This window comes from Pyxidicoccus sp. MSG2 (assembly GCF_026626705.1).
Taxonomy (GTDB): Bacteria; Myxococcota; Myxococcia; order Myxococcales; family Myxococcaceae; genus Myxococcus.
The window spans coordinates 6,066,545-6,083,989 of sequence record NZ_JAPNKC010000001.1; the positions used below are offsets into that span (position 1 = coordinate 6,066,545).

Below are 17,445 nucleotides of genomic sequence, written 5' to 3' on the forward strand. Positions count from 1 at the left end.
TCCTGCGCCGCGCAGGCGGGCTGCACCCCGAGCCGTTGCCGCTCCGGCGCGCGCCTCCCTAACTCCACCCCCTTCGTCGCGGTCCTTCGCCGACAAGGGGGAAACATGTCCGGGTATCGCCTCATCTCAGGGCTCGTGGGGCTGGGGGTCCTGCTTGGCTTCGCCCGGCCCGCCGAGGCCGCGTGCAGCTACGCGGCGTGCACCGCCCTATCGGCCGTGGACCGCACCTTCACCTCGGGCACGCGGTGGGCGTTCTCCGTCCAGAGCTGCCCGTGTGAGGGGTTGTCCATCCGGAATGCCTCCTTCACGCCTCGGGGAGGCACGTCGCGGGTGGTGCTCTCGCAGGCGGCCATCGCGGAGATTCACGTCCCCTATCTCGTGGGCACGCCCCGCCTCCTGGACGTCACCCGGGATTCCGAGGGGCTGGGCGTCAGGGCCATCCAGCTGAGCCAGGCGGAGTGCGCGGGAGGCACGCTGCTGGCCAACAACCGCATCTGCGTGAACATCGAGGACCGCGGCTACGCCTGGAAGTTGTCGACCACCTTCCAGCGGGGCGAGCTCGTCTCGGTGACCATGGCCTCGCAGCTCGGCACGTACACGTACATCAACCGGTGGGAGTTCCACGATGATGGGACCATCCAGCCCATGCTGGGGATGACGGGGCGGCTCGCGTATTACGGGACGACCGTGGCCTATGCGCCCTATGGCAGTCGCATGGACTCCGTGGCGAACCCGACGCCGTCCTACGGGCTCACCCACATGCACAACGTCTATTACCGGATGGACTTCGACCTCGGTGGCTCGGCGAACGACGCCATCGCTCGGATGACCCTCCAGCCGTCCACGGCCCCGTCTCCCGGGAGCACCTGCGCCACGCCGGGAACCTGCTGGACGAACGTGGAGACGCCCATCCTGACCGAGTCCGCCCATGACATCGTCGCCGAGGCCTATTCGACGTGGCACATCTACGACAAGCAACTCACCAACAGCGACGGGCGCAGCGTGGGCTATGAGCTCGTCCCCAAGCTCGATGGATTGTGGACCGGACAGGTCACCACCGATGAGCCCTGGTCCCAACACGAGGTCTGGGTCACCCGGTTCAATGCCTGCGAGACGCTCGCGGTGAGGAACTTCCCTCCCCACATCAGGTCGACCTGCGCCTCCGCTCCTTCGAATGTGGGCGCCATGGTCGACGGCCAATCCGTGGATGGGCAGGACCTGGTGGTCTGGTACGTCAACCGGCACCTGCACACGCCTCGTGACGAGGACGAGGTCAACATGCCCACCGAGTGGATGTCCTTCACGCTCAAGCCGAGAAGCTTCCACCACCGGAACCCGCTCGAGCCCTGAGCGCGTCCCGGCCCTTGCTTCAGTCCCCTCGCAGCGCAATCGCGGGCGGCACACGGGCGGCCCGGCGCGCCGGCAGCAGCGCGGCGAGGAAGGCCACCGCGCCGAGCACCAGCACCACTCCCGCGTAGGTCATCGGGTCCACGGGGCGTACCCCGCTGAGCAGGTGTGTGAGCGCGCGGCTGGCCCCGGCGGCGAGGCCGAGCCCCACCACCAGGCCCGCCGCGGTGAGACCCAGATAGCGGCCCAGCACCAGGCCCGTCACCTGCCGCTCCCGCGCGCCCAGTGCCATGCGGATGCCCAGTTCGCGCGTGCGCTGCAGCACCGCGTACGCCACCACGCCGTAGAGCCCCACCGCAGCGAGCAGCAGCGCCACGCCCGCGAAGAGCCCCACCAGCAGCAGGTAGAAGCGCAGCGGCGCCACCGTGCCGTCCACCACCGAGGACAGCGTGCGCACGCTGCTGACCGCGAGGCTCGCGTCCAGGGCGCGAAGCTCCGCGCGCACCGCCGACGCCAGCGCGAGCGGCTCTCCGTCCGTGCGCACGAGCAGCGTCATGCCGGTGCCTCGCGCCTGCTCGTAGGGCACGAACAGTTCCGGCACGGCGGGCGCCCCGAGCCCGTCGAGGGCCTGGTCCTCCACCACCCCCACCACCCGGCCTCCGAAGGCGCCGTTGCCCCAGTCCATCTCCGTGCTCACGGTGTGGCCGACAGGGTCCTCGTCGGGCCAGAAGCGGCGCGCCGCCTCGGCGCTGACGAGCACCACGCGCCCGCCCCTGTCTTCCGCCGTCAGGCCCCGGCCGCGCAGCACCTTCACGCGCAGCGCCTCCAGCGCTCCCGGAGTGATGATGCGCACCCGCGTCTCCCACGGCGCATCCCCCGGAGCCGAGGGCCGATGCGCGTCCTTCAGGGGGACGGTCCACTTGATGCCCCCGTCCATGGGCAGCAGGCTCACCGCGCCCGCCGCCTTCACGCCAGGCAGCGCGCGCACCCGCTCCAGCAGGGAGTCGTAGAAGGCCTCGGGTGCGGCGCTGCCGAAGCGGTAGTGCAGGGGTGGCAGCTCCATCCTCACCGTCAGCACGCCCTCGGGCTGGAAGCCCGGCTCGGCGCCGCGCAGGTGGACGAAGCTGCGCAGGAGCAGGCCCGCGCTCACCAGCAGCAGCACCGCGAGCGCCGTCTCCCCGATGATGAGGACCGAGCGCGTGCGGTGGCGATGCGCGCTGGTGCCACCGCCGCCGCTCACCGCGCGCAGGCCGCGCCCCAGGTCCGCCCGCGCGGCGTGCAGCGCCGGCACGAGCCCGAAGAGGAACGTGGTGAGCACCGCCAGCCCGGCCGTGAAGGCCAGCACGGTGCGATTGAGTGCCACCTCGTCGATGCGCGGAATGTCGCGGGGGCCGAAGAGGGCCAGTGCATCCAGCGCCCACATCGCCGCGAGCAGGCCCGCCCCGCCGCCCAGCACGGAGAGCAGCGCGCTCTCCAGCAGCAACTCGCGCGCGAGGCGGCCCCGGCTGGCGCCCAGGGCCAGCCGGACGGACAGCTCCCCCTCTCGCGAGGTGGCGCGCGCCAACAGGAGATGCGTGAGGTTGGCGCAGGCGATGAGCAGCACCAGCCCCACCGCCCCCAGGAGCAGCAGGAGCGAGGGCCGCACGTTGCCCAGCAGCACGTCACGCAGCAGCTCCACGCTGGCGCCCGTGTCCGCGTTCGTCTTCGGGTACTGCTCGGCCAGCCGGCGGGCGATACCGGAGACTTCCGTGCGCGCCTCCTCCAGGCTCACACCCGGGGCGAGCCGGCCGTACACCTCCAGCCAGTGCGCGCCGCGTGCCTCCGACTTCACCATGCTCGCGTCCCATTGCAGGGGCGTCCACAGCTCCGAGCGCGCGGGGAAGTCGAAGCCGGGCGCCGCCACGCCCACCACCGTCCACGGCTGCGGGCCGCCCAAATCCAACGAGCGGCCCAGCACGGACGGGCTGCCGCCGAAGCGCCGCTGCCACAGTCCATGGGAGAGCACCGCCACCTGGGGCGCGCCCGGTGCGTCGTCGCCCGCCTGGAGTCCCCGGCCCAGCTGCACGCCCGCGCCGAGCACCTGGAAGAACTCCGCCGACACCAGCCCCGTCTGGATTTTCTCCGGCGAGGACTCCGGGCCGTCGGCCCCCAGCGTCACCGCCGCGCTCGCCAGGCCCACCACGCCCTCGAAGGCACGGGCCTGCTCGCGCACGTCCCTCAAGTCCAACGGCGAGGTGGGGCCGGGGCCCTGCCTGCCCACCGTGTACAGGCGCACCAGCCGGGCGTCGTCGCGCATGGGCAGTGGCCGCAGCAGCACCGCATGCACCACGCTGAAGATGGCCACATTGGCACCGATGCCGAGGGCCAGCGTGGCCACCGCCACCACCGTGAAGGTGGGGCTGCGACGCAGCCGGCGCAGCGCGAGCCGGAGGTCCTGGAGGAGGGTGTCCATTCCAGGACCCGGGAGCATGGACCATGCCAGCCCGCACGGCCAACCCCGCCCGGACGGCGGGCAGGCACGGCGGGAGACACACGTGCCCGGCGCTGGGAATCTTCATTCCCGCATCCGGACAGGCGTCGTCACGGGAGCGCTCAGAACGGCTCGAAGCAGTCGTAGTTGCGCTGCGAGAGGATGCGGCCGTCCTTGAAGGTGAGGAACATGCCGCAGGCGGCGCGCAGCTCCGCCCCCACGGCCAGCGTGCGCAGCGGCACCGCGAGCGTGCCCGTCCAGTCCACCTCCAGCGCCACGGTGTCGCCCTGCTCCATCGTGCCGCGCACGGCGTAGCGCTGCGACGACAGCAGCGTCTTCGCGCGCTCCGAGTCCTCGAGCAGCTTCTTCAGCTCCCGCGTCTGGCCGTTGCGGGTGAGCGCATTGGGGTACTCGCGTTGCACCGCATCCGGGTGGAAGAAGGGCGCCAGTGCTTCGCCCGCCACTCCGTTCTCCAGGGCCTGGAGGTAGCGCAGCGCGGTGTCGAGGTTCGTCGTGGACATGGACTCCTCCGGGAAATTGCACAACCCATGTTGCACGACCATACGTCTTCCAGCACCTGCCGGGCGGCCCGCGCTCCATCGTGCCATGCTCGCGCGCCATGGCCCTTCCCCTGGAAGACTACGCACTCATCGGTGACACGCAGAGCGCCGCGCTGGTTGGCAAGGACGGCTCCATCGACTGGTTGTGCTGGCCGCGCTTCGACTCGGACGCGTGCTTCGCCGCGCTGCTGGGCGACGCGTCCCACGGACGGTGGCTGCTCGCCCCGGCGGGCGGCATCCTCAAGGTGACACGCCGCTACCGCCCCGGCTCGCTGGTGCTGGAGACGGACTACGAGACGGAGGACGGCGCGGTGCGCGTGGTGGACTGCATGCCCCCGCGCGGCAGGGAGCCGGACCTCGTGCGCGTGGTGTACGGCCTGAAGGGCTCCGTCCCCATGCGCATGGAGTTGCTCGCCCACTTCGGCTACGGCGACCGCTCGCCGTGGGTGCGCCTCCATGACGACCATGCGTCCGCGCGCGCGGGTCCGGACTCGGTGGCCCTGCGCACCCCCGTGAAGCTGCAACGGCGGGGTGGACTCTTCACCGCGGACTTCCCGGTGGAACCGGGTGCGCGCGTGCCCTTCGTCCTCTCCTGGCACCCCTCGCACGAACCGCCGCCGCCCCCGCTGGACGCGCTGGCCGCCGTGGCGGACACCGAGGCGTGGTGGAAGGAATGGTCCTCGCGCCTGGTGTCCACCGGGCCGTGGCACGAGCACGTCGAGCGCTCGCTCATCACGCTCAAGGCGCTCACGTACTCGCCCACGGGGGGCATCGTCGCGGCGCCCACCACGTCGCTGCCGCTGTCCTCGGGAGGCCGTCCTGGCGACGCGCGCTTCTGCTGGCTGGGCGACGCGACGAATGCGCTCCAGGCGCTGCTGGACGGGGGCTACCTGGACGAGGCCCGCGCGTGGCGCGACTGGCTGGTGCGCGCGGTGGCCGGCGAGCCGGACGAATTGCAGTCCTCGTACGGCGTCGCGGGGGAGCGGCGCTTCCCCGAGCAGGAATTGCCGTGGCTGCCCGGCTACGAGGGCGCGCGGCCGGCGCGCATCGGCCATGCGCCCCGTCGCGGCCTGGGCACCGAGGACGTGGGCGAGGTCATGGGGTGCTTCAGCGACGCCGCGCGCCGGGGACTGCCTCCCAGCGGCGACGCGTGGGCACTGCAGCGGGCCATGCTCGAGCACCTGGAGGGGGCGTGGCTCCGGACTCCGGCGGAAGGGCCGGCCCTCACGTATCCCCGGGTGATGGCGTGGGTGGCGGTGGACCGGGCGCTGGAGAGCGCCGCGCGCTTCGGCCTGGATGCGCCGGTGGAGCGCTGGAAGCGGCTGCGCTCGGACGTGCACGCGGAGGTGTGCCGCGACGGCTTCGACTCGCGGAGCGGTGCCTTCACCCGTGAGTACGGCGGCCGAGGCCTGGACGCGCGGCTGCTGCGCCTGGGGCGGTTGGGCTTCCTGCCCGCTGTCGACGCGCGCGTGCGCGGCACGGTGGAGGCGGTGGAGCGCGGCCTGGGCGAGGGGGACTTCGTGCGCCAGGACGACTCGCGCGGCGCGGGCGTGTCCCTGGTGTGCAGCTTCTGGCTGGCGGACAGCCTGCACCTCATGGGCCGGCGCGACGAGGCCCGCGTCCTGTTCGAGCGGCTCCTCCAGGTGCGCAACGACGTGGGCCTGCTGCCGGAGGAGTATGACCCGCGCAAGCGCCGCATGGCCGGCCACTTCCCGCACACGTCCAGCCACGTGGCCCTGGTCCAGGCGGCCATGGGGCTGTCGCGGGGCACCGCGCTGACGGGGGAGGGTGCCTGAAAAGCAGAAGCCCCTCCGTGCGGCATGCACGGAGGGGCCTGTCTTTCAATCTGTAGCCGAACTCCCGCCTACTTGCAGGAGCGCGCCGGCATGCCGTCAATCCAGTCGGCGATGAGCTGCGAGCCCTGGTCGTGCCGGAGGGCGCGGCCAAGCTGCGGCATCATCTTCCCGGACTCCACCGTGTTGAGCCGGTACCAGAGGATGGACACCGTGTGGTCGCCGGGGACGATGTCGAACTCGCCGCCCACACCACTGCCCGCCGAGCCCGGCCGCTTGCAGGCACCCATGTTCAGGGTGAGCTCCTCGGTGCTGTCGATGTCGAGGAACAGCTGGCTGGTATCCCCCGCCGTCGCATTCCGCCGGTGGCAGTGCGCGCAGTTGATGTCCAGGTAGGTGCGGGCCCGGATGCTCAGGTCCGCATCCGCCGGGTTGAACGCGTCCGGCGCGCGCGGCAGCTGGATGGCCGGAGGCGCCCCCGTCAGCTTCCCCAGCTCCGCCAGATGCTGGAGCTGGTTGACCTGCACCCCGCCGTAGTCGTGGTTCCGGTTGAGGTAGCGGGCCTTCACACCGATGGGGAGCAGCACCTGGTTCTGTGCCGCGTCCAGGATGTGGTGGCACTGGCTGCACTGGTTCTTGCTGGGCACCAGGTAGTCGAGCGTCCGGGACACGCCGTCCGCGCCGATGAACGTGAGGTTGCGCACCACGCGGCCGCCGTTGGCCAGCGTGGCCTCCGTCTGGGCGTCGTTCCAGAAGTACGGGTACGCCTCCCAGCCGCCGGGCTGCCGCACCAGCACGCGCGTCTCGATGACACGCACGTTCTTCTCCGGCTCGCGGAGGTCCGCGGGGAAGGAGAACGTCTTGGTGATGAGCGTGCCCACCGGCAAATCCAGCACGTCCTTGGGCTGATACGCCGCCTTCTTCCCCGGGGGGATGTAGAGCGTGCGGGACTTGAGGGCGTAGTCGGAGAAGAGCGCCGTGGTCAGCTCGTAGGGGACGTTGCCCTCCACCGGCACGAGCCCGCCCGTCGCCGGGCTGCCGGTGAAGAGGCCCAGGTCCGACAGGTTCGTGGGGATGACCACCGAGCCGTCCGGCAGCCCCGGCCCGGCGTCCGGTGTCCCCGCGTCCCCGCCGCCATCCGGAGTCCCGCTGTCCTCGCCCGCGTCCGTGCCGGCATCCACCCCGGCGTCCGCGGTGCCACTGTCCACCGGCGGTGTGCCGGAGTCCTCCTGGGAGGTCCCCGCGTCGGGCCCCGTCCCGGGCGGGTCATCACCGCCGGAGCACGAGGCCACCGCTGCGGTCAGCAACACCGCGGCGAGGCCCCATCCGAGTCCGGAGCTGAACGGCTTGCGCATGCGACGCTTCTCCTCCGACACCCGCATCGACGACGGCCTCAGGGAAGCGCCAGCGCCGGAGCGAAGCCGGAGCAGTTGAACGGCGCCGCGCCCTGCGAGTAGCGGCGCGTCTCCGCGAAGGCGCCGGGCACGTCCGGCGACGCGGACATGAGCTTCGCGGCGACGGCCTGCAGGTCGAAGTCCACGATGGCTTCCTTGGTCGTGGCCGGCAGCGTGTTGCCGGTGAAGCAGATGTTGATGGGGTTCTTCAGCGTCTCGTTGCGCGGCGCCGGGTCGATGCCGTCCCAGAGCAGGTGCTCCACGCGCGTCGTGGCCTGCGTCGCGGCGCCGTAGGCGTACACCGCGGCCACCAGCGCGCCCAGCGGGCGGCGCTCCGCGTCCGTCTTGCCGTTGTCCACCGCCTGGCCGCTGCCACCCGTGAAGGTGTTGCCGTGGATGTAGACGTCCGCGCTGTTGAAGTTGAAGAACGCGGCGCTCCACAGGCTCAGGTCATCCTCGATGGCGAGGCCGCTGAGCACGGCGATGTCCACCGTGTGGTTGTCACCCCAGGTGTTGCCGACGAACTCCACCCGGCGCGACGCGAGGATGAACGTACCGGTGCCGGCGGGCACCTGCGACACCGTGCTGCTGCTGGCCGTCACGGAGGCGAAGTTGTCGCGGTTGTTCCCCGTAATCGTGTTGCCGGTGATGAGGATGTCCGTGCCCTTGATGGGGTTGCCGGGGAGGTCGAACACCACGAGGCCCGTGGTGTTGTCCTGCGCGGTGTTGCCCTGCACGTAGGCGAACTTCGTGTTCTCGATTTCGATGCCCGCCACGTTCTGCTTCGCGATGTTGCGGCGGACGATGGCGTAGCGCGTCTGCCCCACGTAGATGCCGGCGTCGGCCGCGTTGTAGGACTCGCAGTCCTCAATCGTGACGTAGGACGACTTCACCGGGTAGATGCCGTACTTGCCGTTGTTCTCGTCGTCCGCGTTCTTCCACTCGGTGCGGATGCGCTGGACGAAGACGTTGGCGGAGTTCTCCACGCGCAGCGCGTCCTTGCGCGCGTTCCAGATGGCCAGGTCCTTCACGGTGAACAGCTTGCCCACCACGTCGATGCCGTTGGTGTTGCTGGCGGCGCCGGTGAAGTCGAGCACCGTGCTGGCGCTGCCGCCCGTGCCCTCGCCCTTGGCGCCCTTGCCCGCGCCGACGATGGTGATGCCGTTCGTGCGGATGGTGAGGGCGTTGTCGAAGACGAACGTGCCCGCGCCGAGCTGAATGGTGGTGCACTCGGCCAGGTCGTTCACCGCGTCCTGGAGCGCCTGCACCTGGTTGGCGTTGAAGGTCAGCGTCGCCTGGGGCTTGCCCGTGCAGGAGAACTCCTGGGGCCAGACCTGGGTCGTGCCGGCGTCGGTGCCCGCGTCGGTGCCGGCATCCGTCCCCGCATCAGTCTGCGTGCCCGCGTCGGTCTGCGTGCCCGCGTCCGTTCCCGGGTTGCCGGCGTCCGGAGTACCGGAGCCGTCATCATCATCCGAGCATGCGGGAAGGGCGAGCAGACCCACCAGGGCGAGGAGCACGGTACGAGGCGCGCGCGACAGCGGCAGACGGTGCATCAGGGGTTCCTCCTGCGGAAAGCGCTGCGCCTCTTCGCTCCCGAGCGTGGGGCTCCAGGGCGCAAGCAAGACCGAGCGAATCCTCCCCGTGAAGATGGTCAACCTCAAGGGTCCGGTGACGAATTCATGACGCACTACCGTGACGCGGTGCGTTCTGTAACCGGGTTGAGAATAGGCGCATGTGTCGAGCGACACCGCGCGTCCGTTGCACGCGGATTCGTGCCGTGGAAGCACCGCGCACAGGACTTCGTCGGGCTCCACCCCGGCGTGTCGGGCACCCGCCTGGCTCGGGTAGAGAAAGCTCCCACCCGATTGTCGGCAGTCCCTGTGGAAGGCGGGCCCCCCTCTGGGAGTTGCAGGGGGAAATGACCCGGGGGCCCCTGAAAAGGCCGGAAACGCCGTCAAGCGGACGACAGACCGTTCCTGTAGTAAGTCGCCCCCGGAACCGACTGTGGCGGCGGTGTCTCACCGACCGCGCAAGGCGAAGGAAGGGCAACGACATGCGGAAGACGTGGCTGGTCGCGGTGATGCTGGTGCTGGCGGGCTGCCAGCAGCCGGCGAAGACGGATACGGCGTCCGGCGGGGGCGCGACGGGTGGCGGCAGCGCCGCGAACCCGCAGACGGAGGAGCAGAAGACGCTGTACGCGCTCGGCCTGTCCATTGGCCGGAGCATCAGCGTGTTCGACATGACTCCGGAGGAGCTCGAGTACGTCAAGGCCGGCATCACCACCCAGGTGAAGGGTGAGAAGTCGCCGGTGGACATGGAGACGTACGGTCCGAAGCTGCAGGAGCTGGCTCGCTCGCGCAGCACCCGCAAGGCGGAGAAGGAGAAGGAGAACTCGAAGAAGTTCCTCGAGGAGGCCGCCAAGGAGTCCGGCGCCAAGAAGACCGAGTCCGGCCTCGTCTACAAGGAGCTGACCCCCGGCACCGGTGAGTCGCCCAAGGCGTCCGACATCGTGAAGGTGCACTACAAGGGCACGCTGACCAACGGCACCGAGTTCGACAGCTCCTACAAGCGCGGCGAGCCCACGCAGTTCCCGCTCCAGGGCGTCATCAAGTGCTGGACCGAGGGCGTGCAGATGATGAAGGTGGGCGGCAAGGCGAAGCTGACCTGCCCGTCGGACATCGCCTACGGCGACCGCGGCGCCCCGCCGAACATCCCCGGTGGCGCGGCCCTGGTGTTCGAGGTGGAACTGCTGGAGATCGTCAAGGCCCCCGAGACCCCGCCGGGCATGCCGGGCATGCCGGGTGGCGCTCCTCCGACGGGCGCTCCGCACGGCAAGCCGGCGACGCCTCCGGCGCCGACGAAGTAGTCACACCGCTGCTCCACGGGAGCGGCGTCTGAAAGAGGGCTGGTGGGGGATGTCTCCCTCCCAGCCCTCTTCGTGTTTGCGGGGCTTCGTCCGCGTGCGAGCCGGTGGCGCGCGGCGGTCGGCCCGGGGTACGCAACGGGGTCATGCACTCGAAGAGGGAGCACGCCATGCGCCAGAGCCTGCTGCTGTTCTTGGGAGCGTTGTTGCTGGGGGCCTGTGTCAGCGGACGCACCGTGGAGGTGGGGCGCGAGCCGTCGCCGACGGGGGCCGTGTCGGAGGCGGAGTTCAAGGCGATGCACACGCTGCGTCCGGACGCGGCGCCGCCGCGCAAGGGGCAGGAGGTGGAGGTGGCGGGGACGAAGATGTACCTGAGCCTCCCCGAGGGTGCGAAGGGACCGCTGCCGGCCGTGCTCGTCATCCACGAGTGGTGGGGCCTCAACGAGCACATCCAGCACTGGGCGGACCGGCTGGCGGCGAACGGGTACGCGGCGCTGGCGGTGGACCTGTACGGCGGCAAGGTGGCCACCACGCGGGACGAGGCGATGGCGCTGGTGAAGTCGGTGGACGCGGCGCGCGCGCTGGAGGTGCTGAAGGCCGCGCACGCCTTCCTCCAGAAGGACGAGCGCATCCGGGCGGAGCGCACGGGGAGCATCGGCTGGTGCTTCGGGGGCGGCTGGTCTCTGCGTGCCGCCATGGCCCTGCCGGAACTGGACGCGGCGGTCCTCTACTACGGCAACCCGGTGACGGACCCGAACGAGCTCGCCACCATCCACGCGGCGGTGCTGGGCATCTTCGGGACGAAGGACGCGTCCATTCCGCCGGAGAAGGTGGCGGAGTTCCGCCAGGCATTGGACACGGCGGGCGTGCGGCACCGCATCCTGGAGTTCGACGCGGAGCATGCCTTCGCCAACCCGTCCGGCGGCCGCTACGACGAGCACGCCGCGTCCACGGCCTGGCAGGAGACGTCCGCGTTCCTGGAGCAGTACCTGAAGCGCTGAGGCGCGGACCGGGGGCGAGGTGTTGGCCACCTGTCCGATGGGAGCCGTGCCGCTCGGCCGCTGTTGCTCCCTGCCCCCGGGTCGGCTTGAAGGGCGGGCTCATCCTGGAGGGCATGTGCTGAGGACTGGAGCGCGCGTCGCGGTGGGGCTGTGCCTGCTACTGGCCAGTGGCGTGGGGCGGGCAGCGGACGGAGGCGTGGCTCCTGCTTCGCGCGTCGAGGAGGTCACCTTCCGCAGCGGGGACGTCACCCTCGCCGGGACGCTGTGGCTGCCGTCGGGCGTGGCACCCCGTGCGGCGGTGGTGCTGCTGCACGACGAGGACTCCGGGGCGCGGCTGTCGCCGGAGCCGTACCCGGCCTTCCTCGTCCAGCAGGGGCTCGCGGTGCTCACATATGACCGGCGGGGCGCCGGGCGCTCCTCGGGGGAGGGGCAGCCGTGGGTGGCCGGCATCGACGCGTGGGCGGACGACGGGCTCGCGGCGGCGAGGCTGCTCCGCGAGCGCACGGGCGTGCGCGACGTGGGGTTGATGGGCTTCGGCCAGGGCGCCTGGGTGGCCCTCCACGCGGCGGCCCGCGCGCCCGACGTCGGCTTCCTGGTGCTGGTGTCCGGCGGTGGCGGTCCGCTATGGAAGCAGCAGGAGCACCGCCTGCGCAACGAGGCCCGCGCGAAGGGGCTCACCGGCCCGGAGGTGGTGGACCTGCAGGAGCACCTGGCCACGCTCCACGACGCGCGCCTCTATGCGCCCGAGCGCGAGGCGAAGGCGTTGAAGACGCTCGACTTCCAGCTCAAGCGGGCGAAGCGCCGACGGTGGTACGCGGTGTCGCCGCTGTCCCGCTTCGAGGAGCTGCCGCCGCCCCGCCTCCTGGAGGTGCAGCGCGGCGTGTGGCGCAACGTGCTGTCCCATGACTCCACGGAGGACCTGGGCCGGGTGCGCGTCCCGGTGCTCGCGCTGCTCGGCGAACTGGACGAGGTGACACCCACCCAGGCCACGGCGCGCGCGCTGTCGCAGCGGAACGCGCGGGACGCCGGGAGCGAGGCTCCGCGGGTGACGGTGAAGGTGCTGCGGGGCGCGGACCACCGGCTCGTGCTTCCGGCCGACGCGAAGCGGCCGGGTGTGGAGACGCTGGCGGAGGACGTATTCCCCACGCTGGAGGGGTGGCTGCGCGAGCGGGGCCCGGCCGCGCCGTGAGTCAGTACGGCCGCTGGCCGGTGTAGTTGCCGGGCGGCGCGTAGTTGCACACCCAGAACTGCCACTGCGTCACCTGCGAGCCGAAGGGCGAGTTCTTCGTGCACACCTGCGTGGCGCAGCCCACGCGCTCCGTGGCCCGCCACACCACCTGCGTGTAGTGGCCGCACTGCTTGCCCTCCGCGCAGGTGTTGCGCGCGTAGTCGTAGTACGCCACCTCGTCCACCCACGCCTTCACCACCCCCTGGGTATCCCAGTAGTCGAGCGTCGCCGCGGCGATGTTCTCCCCCAGGTTGCCGCGGTTGGCGTTGTGCTTGAACTCGCACTTCGCCGCGTGGTTCGTCGCGGTGGTCGCCGCGCCGGTGTCCCAGCCCAGCGGCTTCAACGCCGGGTCGGGCGTGGGCGTCTTCACCGCCGCCCGCGCCGCGTTGTGCGCGTCCAGCATGTCGCGGGCGAACAGGGGCAGCGTGCTCGGATCCGGGTCGGTGTCTTCGTCGTCCGGAGAGGACTCACCAGAATCACAGCCGGTGGCGAGCCACGGCACCAGGAACCCGAGTGCCAGCAGGTATCGAAAGGAGGGGCGGGACATGGCTGGGATTATCCGTGCCCGCGCGTCTCCATGCACCCGGCCAGCGTCCCCCTCCCGAGGTATTGAACCGGGCGGAAAGTTCCAGGGCCCGGGGGCCGGGGCCGCGTCTGGAATCGTACGGCGGGGGAGGGGGAGGAGCGCGGGGGCCGGGAGCCTGTTAATCTCACCCTTCCGTACCGGAGGCCCCCCATGAGCAAAGACCCCCCACAGAGCCGCGCGAGCAAGGTCTTCACCTCGCTCGAGGGCATGGACGAGTTCAGCGTCATGTCCATCGACCCGGATGCTCGGAAGCTGAAGGTCGAGCTGGAGGGCAAGCGTGCGGCCTCGGAGGGCCGGCCCGAGCCCGTCTCGGTCGGCGTCTTCTCGCGGTTGTTCCGCCGCCTCTTCCGCGGCTGAGGCCCCCGTTTCAGAAGGGGCGCTTGCCCACCCAGTTGCCCGGCGGCGTGTAGTTGCACACCCAGTTCTGCCACGTGGGGAACTGCGAGCCGAAGGGCGAGTTCTTGTTGCACATCACCGTGGCGCACCCCACCGCGCCCGTCTCCCGCCACACCACCTGCGTGTAGTGGCCGCACACCTTGCCCTTCTTGCAGGTGATGCGCGTGAAGTCGTAGTCCACCGCCTCGTCCGCCCAGCTCTTCACCACGTCGGCCGTGCTCCACGCGTCGGGCGTGGCGGCGGCGAGGTTCTCCCCGAAGTCACCCCGGTCCGGGTTGTGCTCGAACTTGCATTGCTTCGCCCAGGACGCGGCCTTCTTCGCGGCCTCGTCGGACCAGGTGAGGGGCGGCAGCGCGACCTTCGGCGTGGGTCTGGCCTGCGCGCGCGCCTGGTTGTGCGCCGCCAGCATGTCTCGCGCGAAGTCCTTCGGCGTGGGCAGTCCGGTGCGAGCGGGGGCCTTCTCCCGCGAGGCCGGCGCCGCCTGTCTCGGCGCCACCTGCCGCGGGTTGCTCCGGCGCGTCGGGCCGCAGCCGAGCAGCGGGGTGAGGAGGAGCAGGGCGGACCAGCGGAAGCAGCGCGAAGACGGAGCCATGGGGCGCGATGATGCGCCAGGACGCCCCGCGCCTGCATGGGAACCGTGCGCGCCGGGCCGGGCGGGACGTGCAGGGGCCGGCCGCACGCCTGCTCTCGCCGGCACGGCCCCTCTGACTACGCCGTGAGGCCCGTCAGCGGGCCGGTGCCGTTGTCCCCGAAGGTGGTGACGTTGGGCACGCCCATGGCCTGCATCAGGGAGATGTACAGGTTGGCGAGCGGCACGGCGCTGTAGCGGACGTGCCGGCCCGGGGTGAGCGCCCCGCCGCCGCTGCCGCCGATGAGGATGGGCAGGTTCTTGTGCTCGTGCGAGTTGCCGTCCGCGATTTCGCTGGAGAAGTACACCATCGAGTTGTCGAGCAGCGTCTTCCCGTCCCCCTCCTGGATGCCCTTCATGCGCTCCAGGAGGTACGCGTACTGCTCCACCTCCCACCGGTCGATGGTGGCGAGCGCGTCGTAGTTGGCCTGCACCTTCTGGTGGTGCGAGTACGTGTGGTGCCCGCCGCTCAAGCCGAGGAAGCCGTACACCTTGGGGCTGCGCGCGTTGGCCAGCATGAAGGTGGCCACGCGGGTGAGGTCGCACTGGAAGGCGAGGACGATGAGGTCCATCATCGCCTTCGTCTTCACGCGCGGGTCCTCGTTGTCGGCCGGCACGGTGCCCGGGTTGCACGACGGACCGTCCACTTCAATCGCCTCCACCTGCTTCTCCAGGTCGCGCACGCTGGTGAAGTACTCGTCCAGCTTGCGCAGGTCCGAGGCGCCCAGTTGCGTCTTCAGCGTGGTGGCGTCGTCGCGTACGAAGTCGATGATGCTCTTGCCGTACGCGCGGCGCTTGTCCACCGTGGCCTGGGTGGCGTTCGGGTCGAAGCCCGCGAAGAGCCGGTCGAACACCGACTTGGGGTGCGTTTCTTTAGCCACCGGCGTGCGGGGTCCGGCCCAGGCGATGTTGTTGGCGTACGGGCAGGCATAGCCGGAGTCGCAGTTGCCAATGCCCTTGCCGGCGTCGTTGCCCAACTCCAGTGAAGGGAAGCGGGTGGCCTTCTGCGCCGCCAGGTGGTTGGCGATGACCTGGTCCATGGAGATGCCCGCGTGGAAGTCGGTGCCCTCCGTCTTGAAGGCCTTGGCGCAGCTCAGGAAGGCGGCGGTGGCGGCGGCGTGGTGGCCGTCGCCGTCCGGGCGGCCCGGTTCATTGGCGAGCCCGCTGAGGACGAGCACGTTGTCCTTCACCGCGGCCAGCGGTGCCAGCGTGGGCGTCAGCTCCCAGGTGGCGCCGGTGCCCGTGGGCGTCCACTTGGGCATGTGGATGCCATTGGGCGTGTAGAAGACAGCGAAGCGCCGGGGCGCGGAGCCGGTGGCCGCCCGGGCCGTCGCGGGCACCATCTGTTCCAGCACGGGGAGCGCCATCAGCGCCCCCGCGCCACGCAGGAGGGTTCTCCGGGAGAGTTGGAACTTCTTGCTCATGGCTGCTGGGCCTCCGTCCCGCCGCGACGCATGGTGAAGTGCTCGCTGAGGACGATGCTGAGGATGTAGTCACTGAGTCGGCCGCCGCTGGCCTCCGCCGTGGCGGCGATTTCCCTCACCGCGCACGCGTCGTCCGGCTTCATGCCTCGGCCGAGCGCGTAGGTGAGCAGGTGCTCGGTGAGGCACGAGGGCAGCTTCGGGTCGTCCTTCACGAAGCGCCGCATGTCCTCGCCGCCGCGCAGCACGGTGCCGTTGGGCAGCTCGCCCGTGGGGTCCACCGGCGCGCCGCTGACCTCCTTCAGCCGCCAGCGGCCGATGGGGTCATAGTTCTCCAGCGCCAGGCCCAGCGGGTCCATCATCCGGTGGCAGCCCGCGCAGGCAGGCTGGCTGCGGTGCTGCGCCATGCGCTCGCGCATCGTCTGGTTCGGGTCCACCGCCGGCGGCAGGTTCTCCACGTCGGGCGGCGGCGGTGGCGGCGCGGCGCACAACATCTGCTCCAGCACCCAGACGCCGCGCTGTACTGGCGAGGTCCGGTCCGGGTTGGAGGTGACGGTGAGCAGCGAGCCCTGGCCGAAGATGCCCTGGCGCTCCGGGTGGCCGGTGAGGTCCACGCGCACGGGCGTGCGGCTGCCCGGCTTCGGCAGGCCGTAATGCACCGCCAGCGTGTCATTCACGTACGTGAAGGGCGCGTCCACCAGGTCCTTCAGCTTGTAGTCACCGGTGATGAAGTCGCGGAAGACGAGCTGCGTCTCCTGGCGCATGGCCGCGCGCAAATCCTCGTTGAAGGCGCCGTAGAGCGTCAGGTCCGGCTCCGCCGAGTCCAGCGCGCGCGTGTAGAGCCACTGGCCCGCGAAGTTCTCCACCAGGGCGTTGGACTTCGGGTCCGCGAGCATGCGGCGCACCTGGGCCTCGAGCTCCTCGGGCTTGCCCAGCTTTCCCGCCTCGGCGGCGGCGAGGAGCTGCTCGTCCGGCATGCTGCTCCACAGGAAGTAGGAGAGCCGGCTCGCCAGCTCCACGTCGGAGAGCCGGTGCGGCTTGGAGTCGCCGGGCGCCGGGTCCTTCTCCACGCGGAAGAGGAAGTGCGGCGACACCAGCACCGAGCGCAGCGCCAGCTTCACGCCCGCCTCCGGCCCGTCGCCGTACGTCTTCGCCAGCGCGACGAAGCCCACCAGTCGCTCCACCTCCGCGGGCGTCACCGGCCGGCGCCAGGCGCGGCGGGCGAAGCGGGAGAGGATGTCCCGGGCGCAGGGCTCGGGGTTCGTCGCGGTCAGCGTGCAGGTGCCGAAGGCCCCCTTCGTCCAGGCCGTCTCCACCAGCTTCTCCGCCGCGGTGGAGTACTTCTCCATCAGCAGCGGGGACATGCTGAGCACGTCCGCGTTGTTGTCGAAGCCGTAGCCGTGGTCGTCCGTCGGGAAGTCGCGGGCCGGCCGGGTGGTGTCGCCCAGCAGGTCCCTCACGGTGGCGTCGTACTCGGCGCGGTTGAGGCGGTGCAGGGTGATGCGGCCCGGGTCCTTCGCGGCGTCCTTGCACTCGTCGTTCTGCTGCTGGGGTTCGTCGTCGGGCGGCGGTGGAGTGTCCAGGCCTGGAAGGTCCTCGCCGGGGAGGACCCGGGCCTGGGGAAGACTGTCTCCATTGCAGCCGGCGAGCAGCAGCGCGCAACCCGCGCCCGCCAGCAACCGCCAGCTCCGTCCTCTTGGAAGCCTGGGTGTCACGTCCCTACCCCCTCCACACTCGCCACGCGCCCCCATGCCGCGG

14 protein-coding genes are annotated in these 17,445 nt (G+C 71.0%); 6 read left to right on the plus strand and 8 right to left on the minus strand.

Annotation, left to right across the window (positions count from 1 at the left end):
* The first annotated feature begins 105 nt into the window (after positions 1-105).
* Positions 106-1,350, plus strand: a complete 1,245-nt coding sequence (locus tag OV427_RS23725; RefSeq protein ID WP_267858434.1) for a hypothetical protein — start codon at positions 106-108, stop codon at positions 1,348-1,350.
* A gap of 19 nt (positions 1,351-1,369) precedes the next feature.
* Here OV427_RS23725 and OV427_RS23730 read toward each other — a convergent pair whose 3' ends face one another.
* Both OV427_RS23730 and OV427_RS23735 read right to left on the minus strand, forming a co-directional pair.
* Positions 1,370-3,799, minus strand: coding sequence for an ABC transporter permease (locus OV427_RS23730; protein ID WP_267858435.1), 2,430 nt, complete (start codon positions 3,797-3,799; stop codon positions 1,370-1,372).
* A 140-nt stretch (positions 3,800-3,939) separates the two neighbouring features.
* Positions 3,940-4,338, minus strand: a complete 399-nt coding sequence (locus OV427_RS23735; RefSeq protein WP_267858436.1) for a nuclear transport factor 2 family protein — start codon at positions 4,336-4,338, stop codon at positions 3,940-3,942.
* 98 nt (positions 4,339-4,436) lie between these two features.
* Between OV427_RS23735 and OV427_RS23740 the strand changes: the two genes are divergently transcribed.
* The gene (locus OV427_RS23740; protein WP_267858437.1) at positions 4,437-6,173 is read left to right on the plus strand and encodes a glycoside hydrolase family 15 protein; all 1,737 of its coding nucleotides are present in this window, start codon (positions 4,437-4,439) and stop codon (positions 6,171-6,173) included.
* A 68-nt stretch (positions 6,174-6,241) separates the two neighbouring features.
* Here the strand turns inward: OV427_RS23740 and OV427_RS23745 are convergent, their stop codons facing one another.
* Together OV427_RS23745 and OV427_RS23750 are read right to left on the minus strand one after the other, a co-directional pair.
* Entirely contained in the window at positions 6,242-7,525 is a 1,284-nt protein-coding gene (locus OV427_RS23745; RefSeq protein WP_267858438.1) for an SO2930 family diheme c-type cytochrome, read from the minus strand.
* A gap of 38 nt (positions 7,526-7,563) precedes the next feature.
* Positions 7,564-9,117 carry a parallel beta-helix domain-containing protein gene (locus tag OV427_RS23750; protein ID WP_267858439.1) on the minus strand — a complete coding sequence of 518 codons (1,554 nt, stop codon included), beginning with the start codon at positions 9,115-9,117 and terminating at the stop codon, positions 7,564-7,566.
* A 500-nt stretch (positions 9,118-9,617) separates the two neighbouring features.
* Here OV427_RS23750 and OV427_RS23755 point away from each other — a divergent pair, with 500 nt between their 5' ends.
* The 3 genes from OV427_RS23755 to OV427_RS23765 all read left to right on the plus strand — a co-directional run bounded on the left by OV427_RS23755 (position 9,618) and on the right by OV427_RS23765 (position 12,617).
* Complete coding sequence (locus OV427_RS23755) at positions 9,618-10,430, plus strand: FKBP-type peptidyl-prolyl cis-trans isomerase (RefSeq protein ID WP_267858440.1); 813 nt, start codon at positions 9,618-9,620, stop codon at positions 10,428-10,430.
* Between the two features lie 167 nt (positions 10,431-10,597).
* A complete protein-coding gene (locus OV427_RS23760; protein ID WP_267858441.1) occupies positions 10,598-11,428 on the plus strand; it encodes a dienelactone hydrolase family protein in 831 nt (276 codons plus the stop codon).
* Positions 11,429-11,543: 115 nt separating this feature from the next.
* Positions 11,544-12,617 (plus strand): alpha/beta hydrolase, encoded by a 1,074-nt coding sequence (locus OV427_RS23765; RefSeq protein ID WP_267858442.1) that lies wholly within the window; start codon positions 11,544-11,546, stop codon positions 12,615-12,617.
* Between the two features lies 1 nt (position 12,618).
* On the opposite strand, the gene OV427_RS23770 is transcribed toward OV427_RS23765, so the two are convergent.
* Positions 12,619-13,203: a CAP domain-containing protein gene (locus OV427_RS23770; protein WP_267858443.1), complete on the minus strand. Its 585-nt coding sequence runs from the start codon at positions 13,201-13,203 to the stop codon at positions 12,619-12,621.
* A 189-nt stretch (positions 13,204-13,392) separates the two neighbouring features.
* Between OV427_RS23770 and OV427_RS23775 the strand changes: the two genes are divergently transcribed.
* Complete coding sequence (locus OV427_RS23775) at positions 13,393-13,599, plus strand: hypothetical protein (RefSeq protein WP_267858444.1); 207 nt, start codon at positions 13,393-13,395, stop codon at positions 13,597-13,599.
* Positions 13,600-13,609: 10 nt separating this feature from the next.
* On the opposite strand, the gene OV427_RS23780 is transcribed toward OV427_RS23775, so the two are convergent.
* From OV427_RS23780 to OV427_RS23790, 3 genes are all read right to left on the minus strand, one after another.
* A complete protein-coding gene (locus OV427_RS23780) occupies positions 13,610-14,230 on the minus strand; it encodes a CAP domain-containing protein (protein ID WP_267858445.1) in 621 nt (206 codons plus the stop codon).
* 116 nt (positions 14,231-14,346) lie between these two features.
* Entirely contained in the window at positions 14,347-15,690 is a 1,344-nt protein-coding gene (locus OV427_RS23785) for a DUF1552 domain-containing protein (RefSeq protein ID WP_267858446.1), read from the minus strand.
* On the minus strand, positions 15,687-17,402 hold the full coding sequence (locus tag OV427_RS23790) for a DUF1592 domain-containing protein (protein WP_267858447.1): 1,716 nt from the start codon (positions 17,400-17,402) through the stop codon (positions 15,687-15,689). Before OV427_RS23790 ends, OV427_RS23785 begins: the two co-directional genes overlap by 4 nt.
* Between the last annotated feature and the right edge of the window lie 43 nt (positions 17,403-17,445).

Coding starts and splice junctions, on each gene's coding strand:
- OV427_RS23730 (WP_267858435.1), bottom strand. CDS start 3,799: ATGGACACCCTCCTCCAGGACCTCCGGCTCGCGCTGCGCCGGCTGCGT.
- OV427_RS23735 (WP_267858436.1), bottom strand. CDS start 4,338: ATGTCCACGACGAACCTCGACACCGCGCTGCGCTACCTCCAGGCCCTG.
- OV427_RS23785 (WP_267858446.1), bottom strand. CDS start 15,690: ATGAGCAAGAAGTTCCAACTCTCCCGGAGAACCCTCCTGCGTGGCGCG.
- OV427_RS23760 (WP_267858441.1), top strand. CDS start 10,598: ATGCGCCAGAGCCTGCTGCTGTTCTTGGGAGCGTTGTTGCTGGGGGCC.
- OV427_RS23740 (WP_267858437.1), top strand. CDS start 4,437: ATGGCCCTTCCCCTGGAAGACTACGCACTCATCGGTGACACGCAGAGC.
- OV427_RS23770 (WP_267858443.1), bottom strand. CDS start 13,203: ATGTCCCGCCCCTCCTTTCGATACCTGCTGGCACTCGGGTTCCTGGTG.
- OV427_RS23745 (WP_267858438.1), bottom strand. CDS start 7,525: ATGCGCAAGCCGTTCAGCTCCGGACTCGGATGGGGCCTCGCCGCGGTG.
- OV427_RS23725 (WP_267858434.1), top strand. CDS start 106: ATGTCCGGGTATCGCCTCATCTCAGGGCTCGTGGGGCTGGGGGTCCTG.
- OV427_RS23780 (WP_267858445.1), bottom strand. CDS start 14,230: ATGGCTCCGTCTTCGCGCTGCTTCCGCTGGTCCGCCCTGCTCCTCCTC.
- OV427_RS23775 (WP_267858444.1), top strand. CDS start 13,393: ATGAGCAAAGACCCCCCACAGAGCCGCGCGAGCAAGGTCTTCACCTCG.
- OV427_RS23755 (WP_267858440.1), top strand. CDS start 9,618: ATGCGGAAGACGTGGCTGGTCGCGGTGATGCTGGTGCTGGCGGGCTGC.
- OV427_RS23750 (WP_267858439.1), bottom strand. CDS start 9,117: ATGCACCGTCTGCCGCTGTCGCGCGCGCCTCGTACCGTGCTCCTCGCC.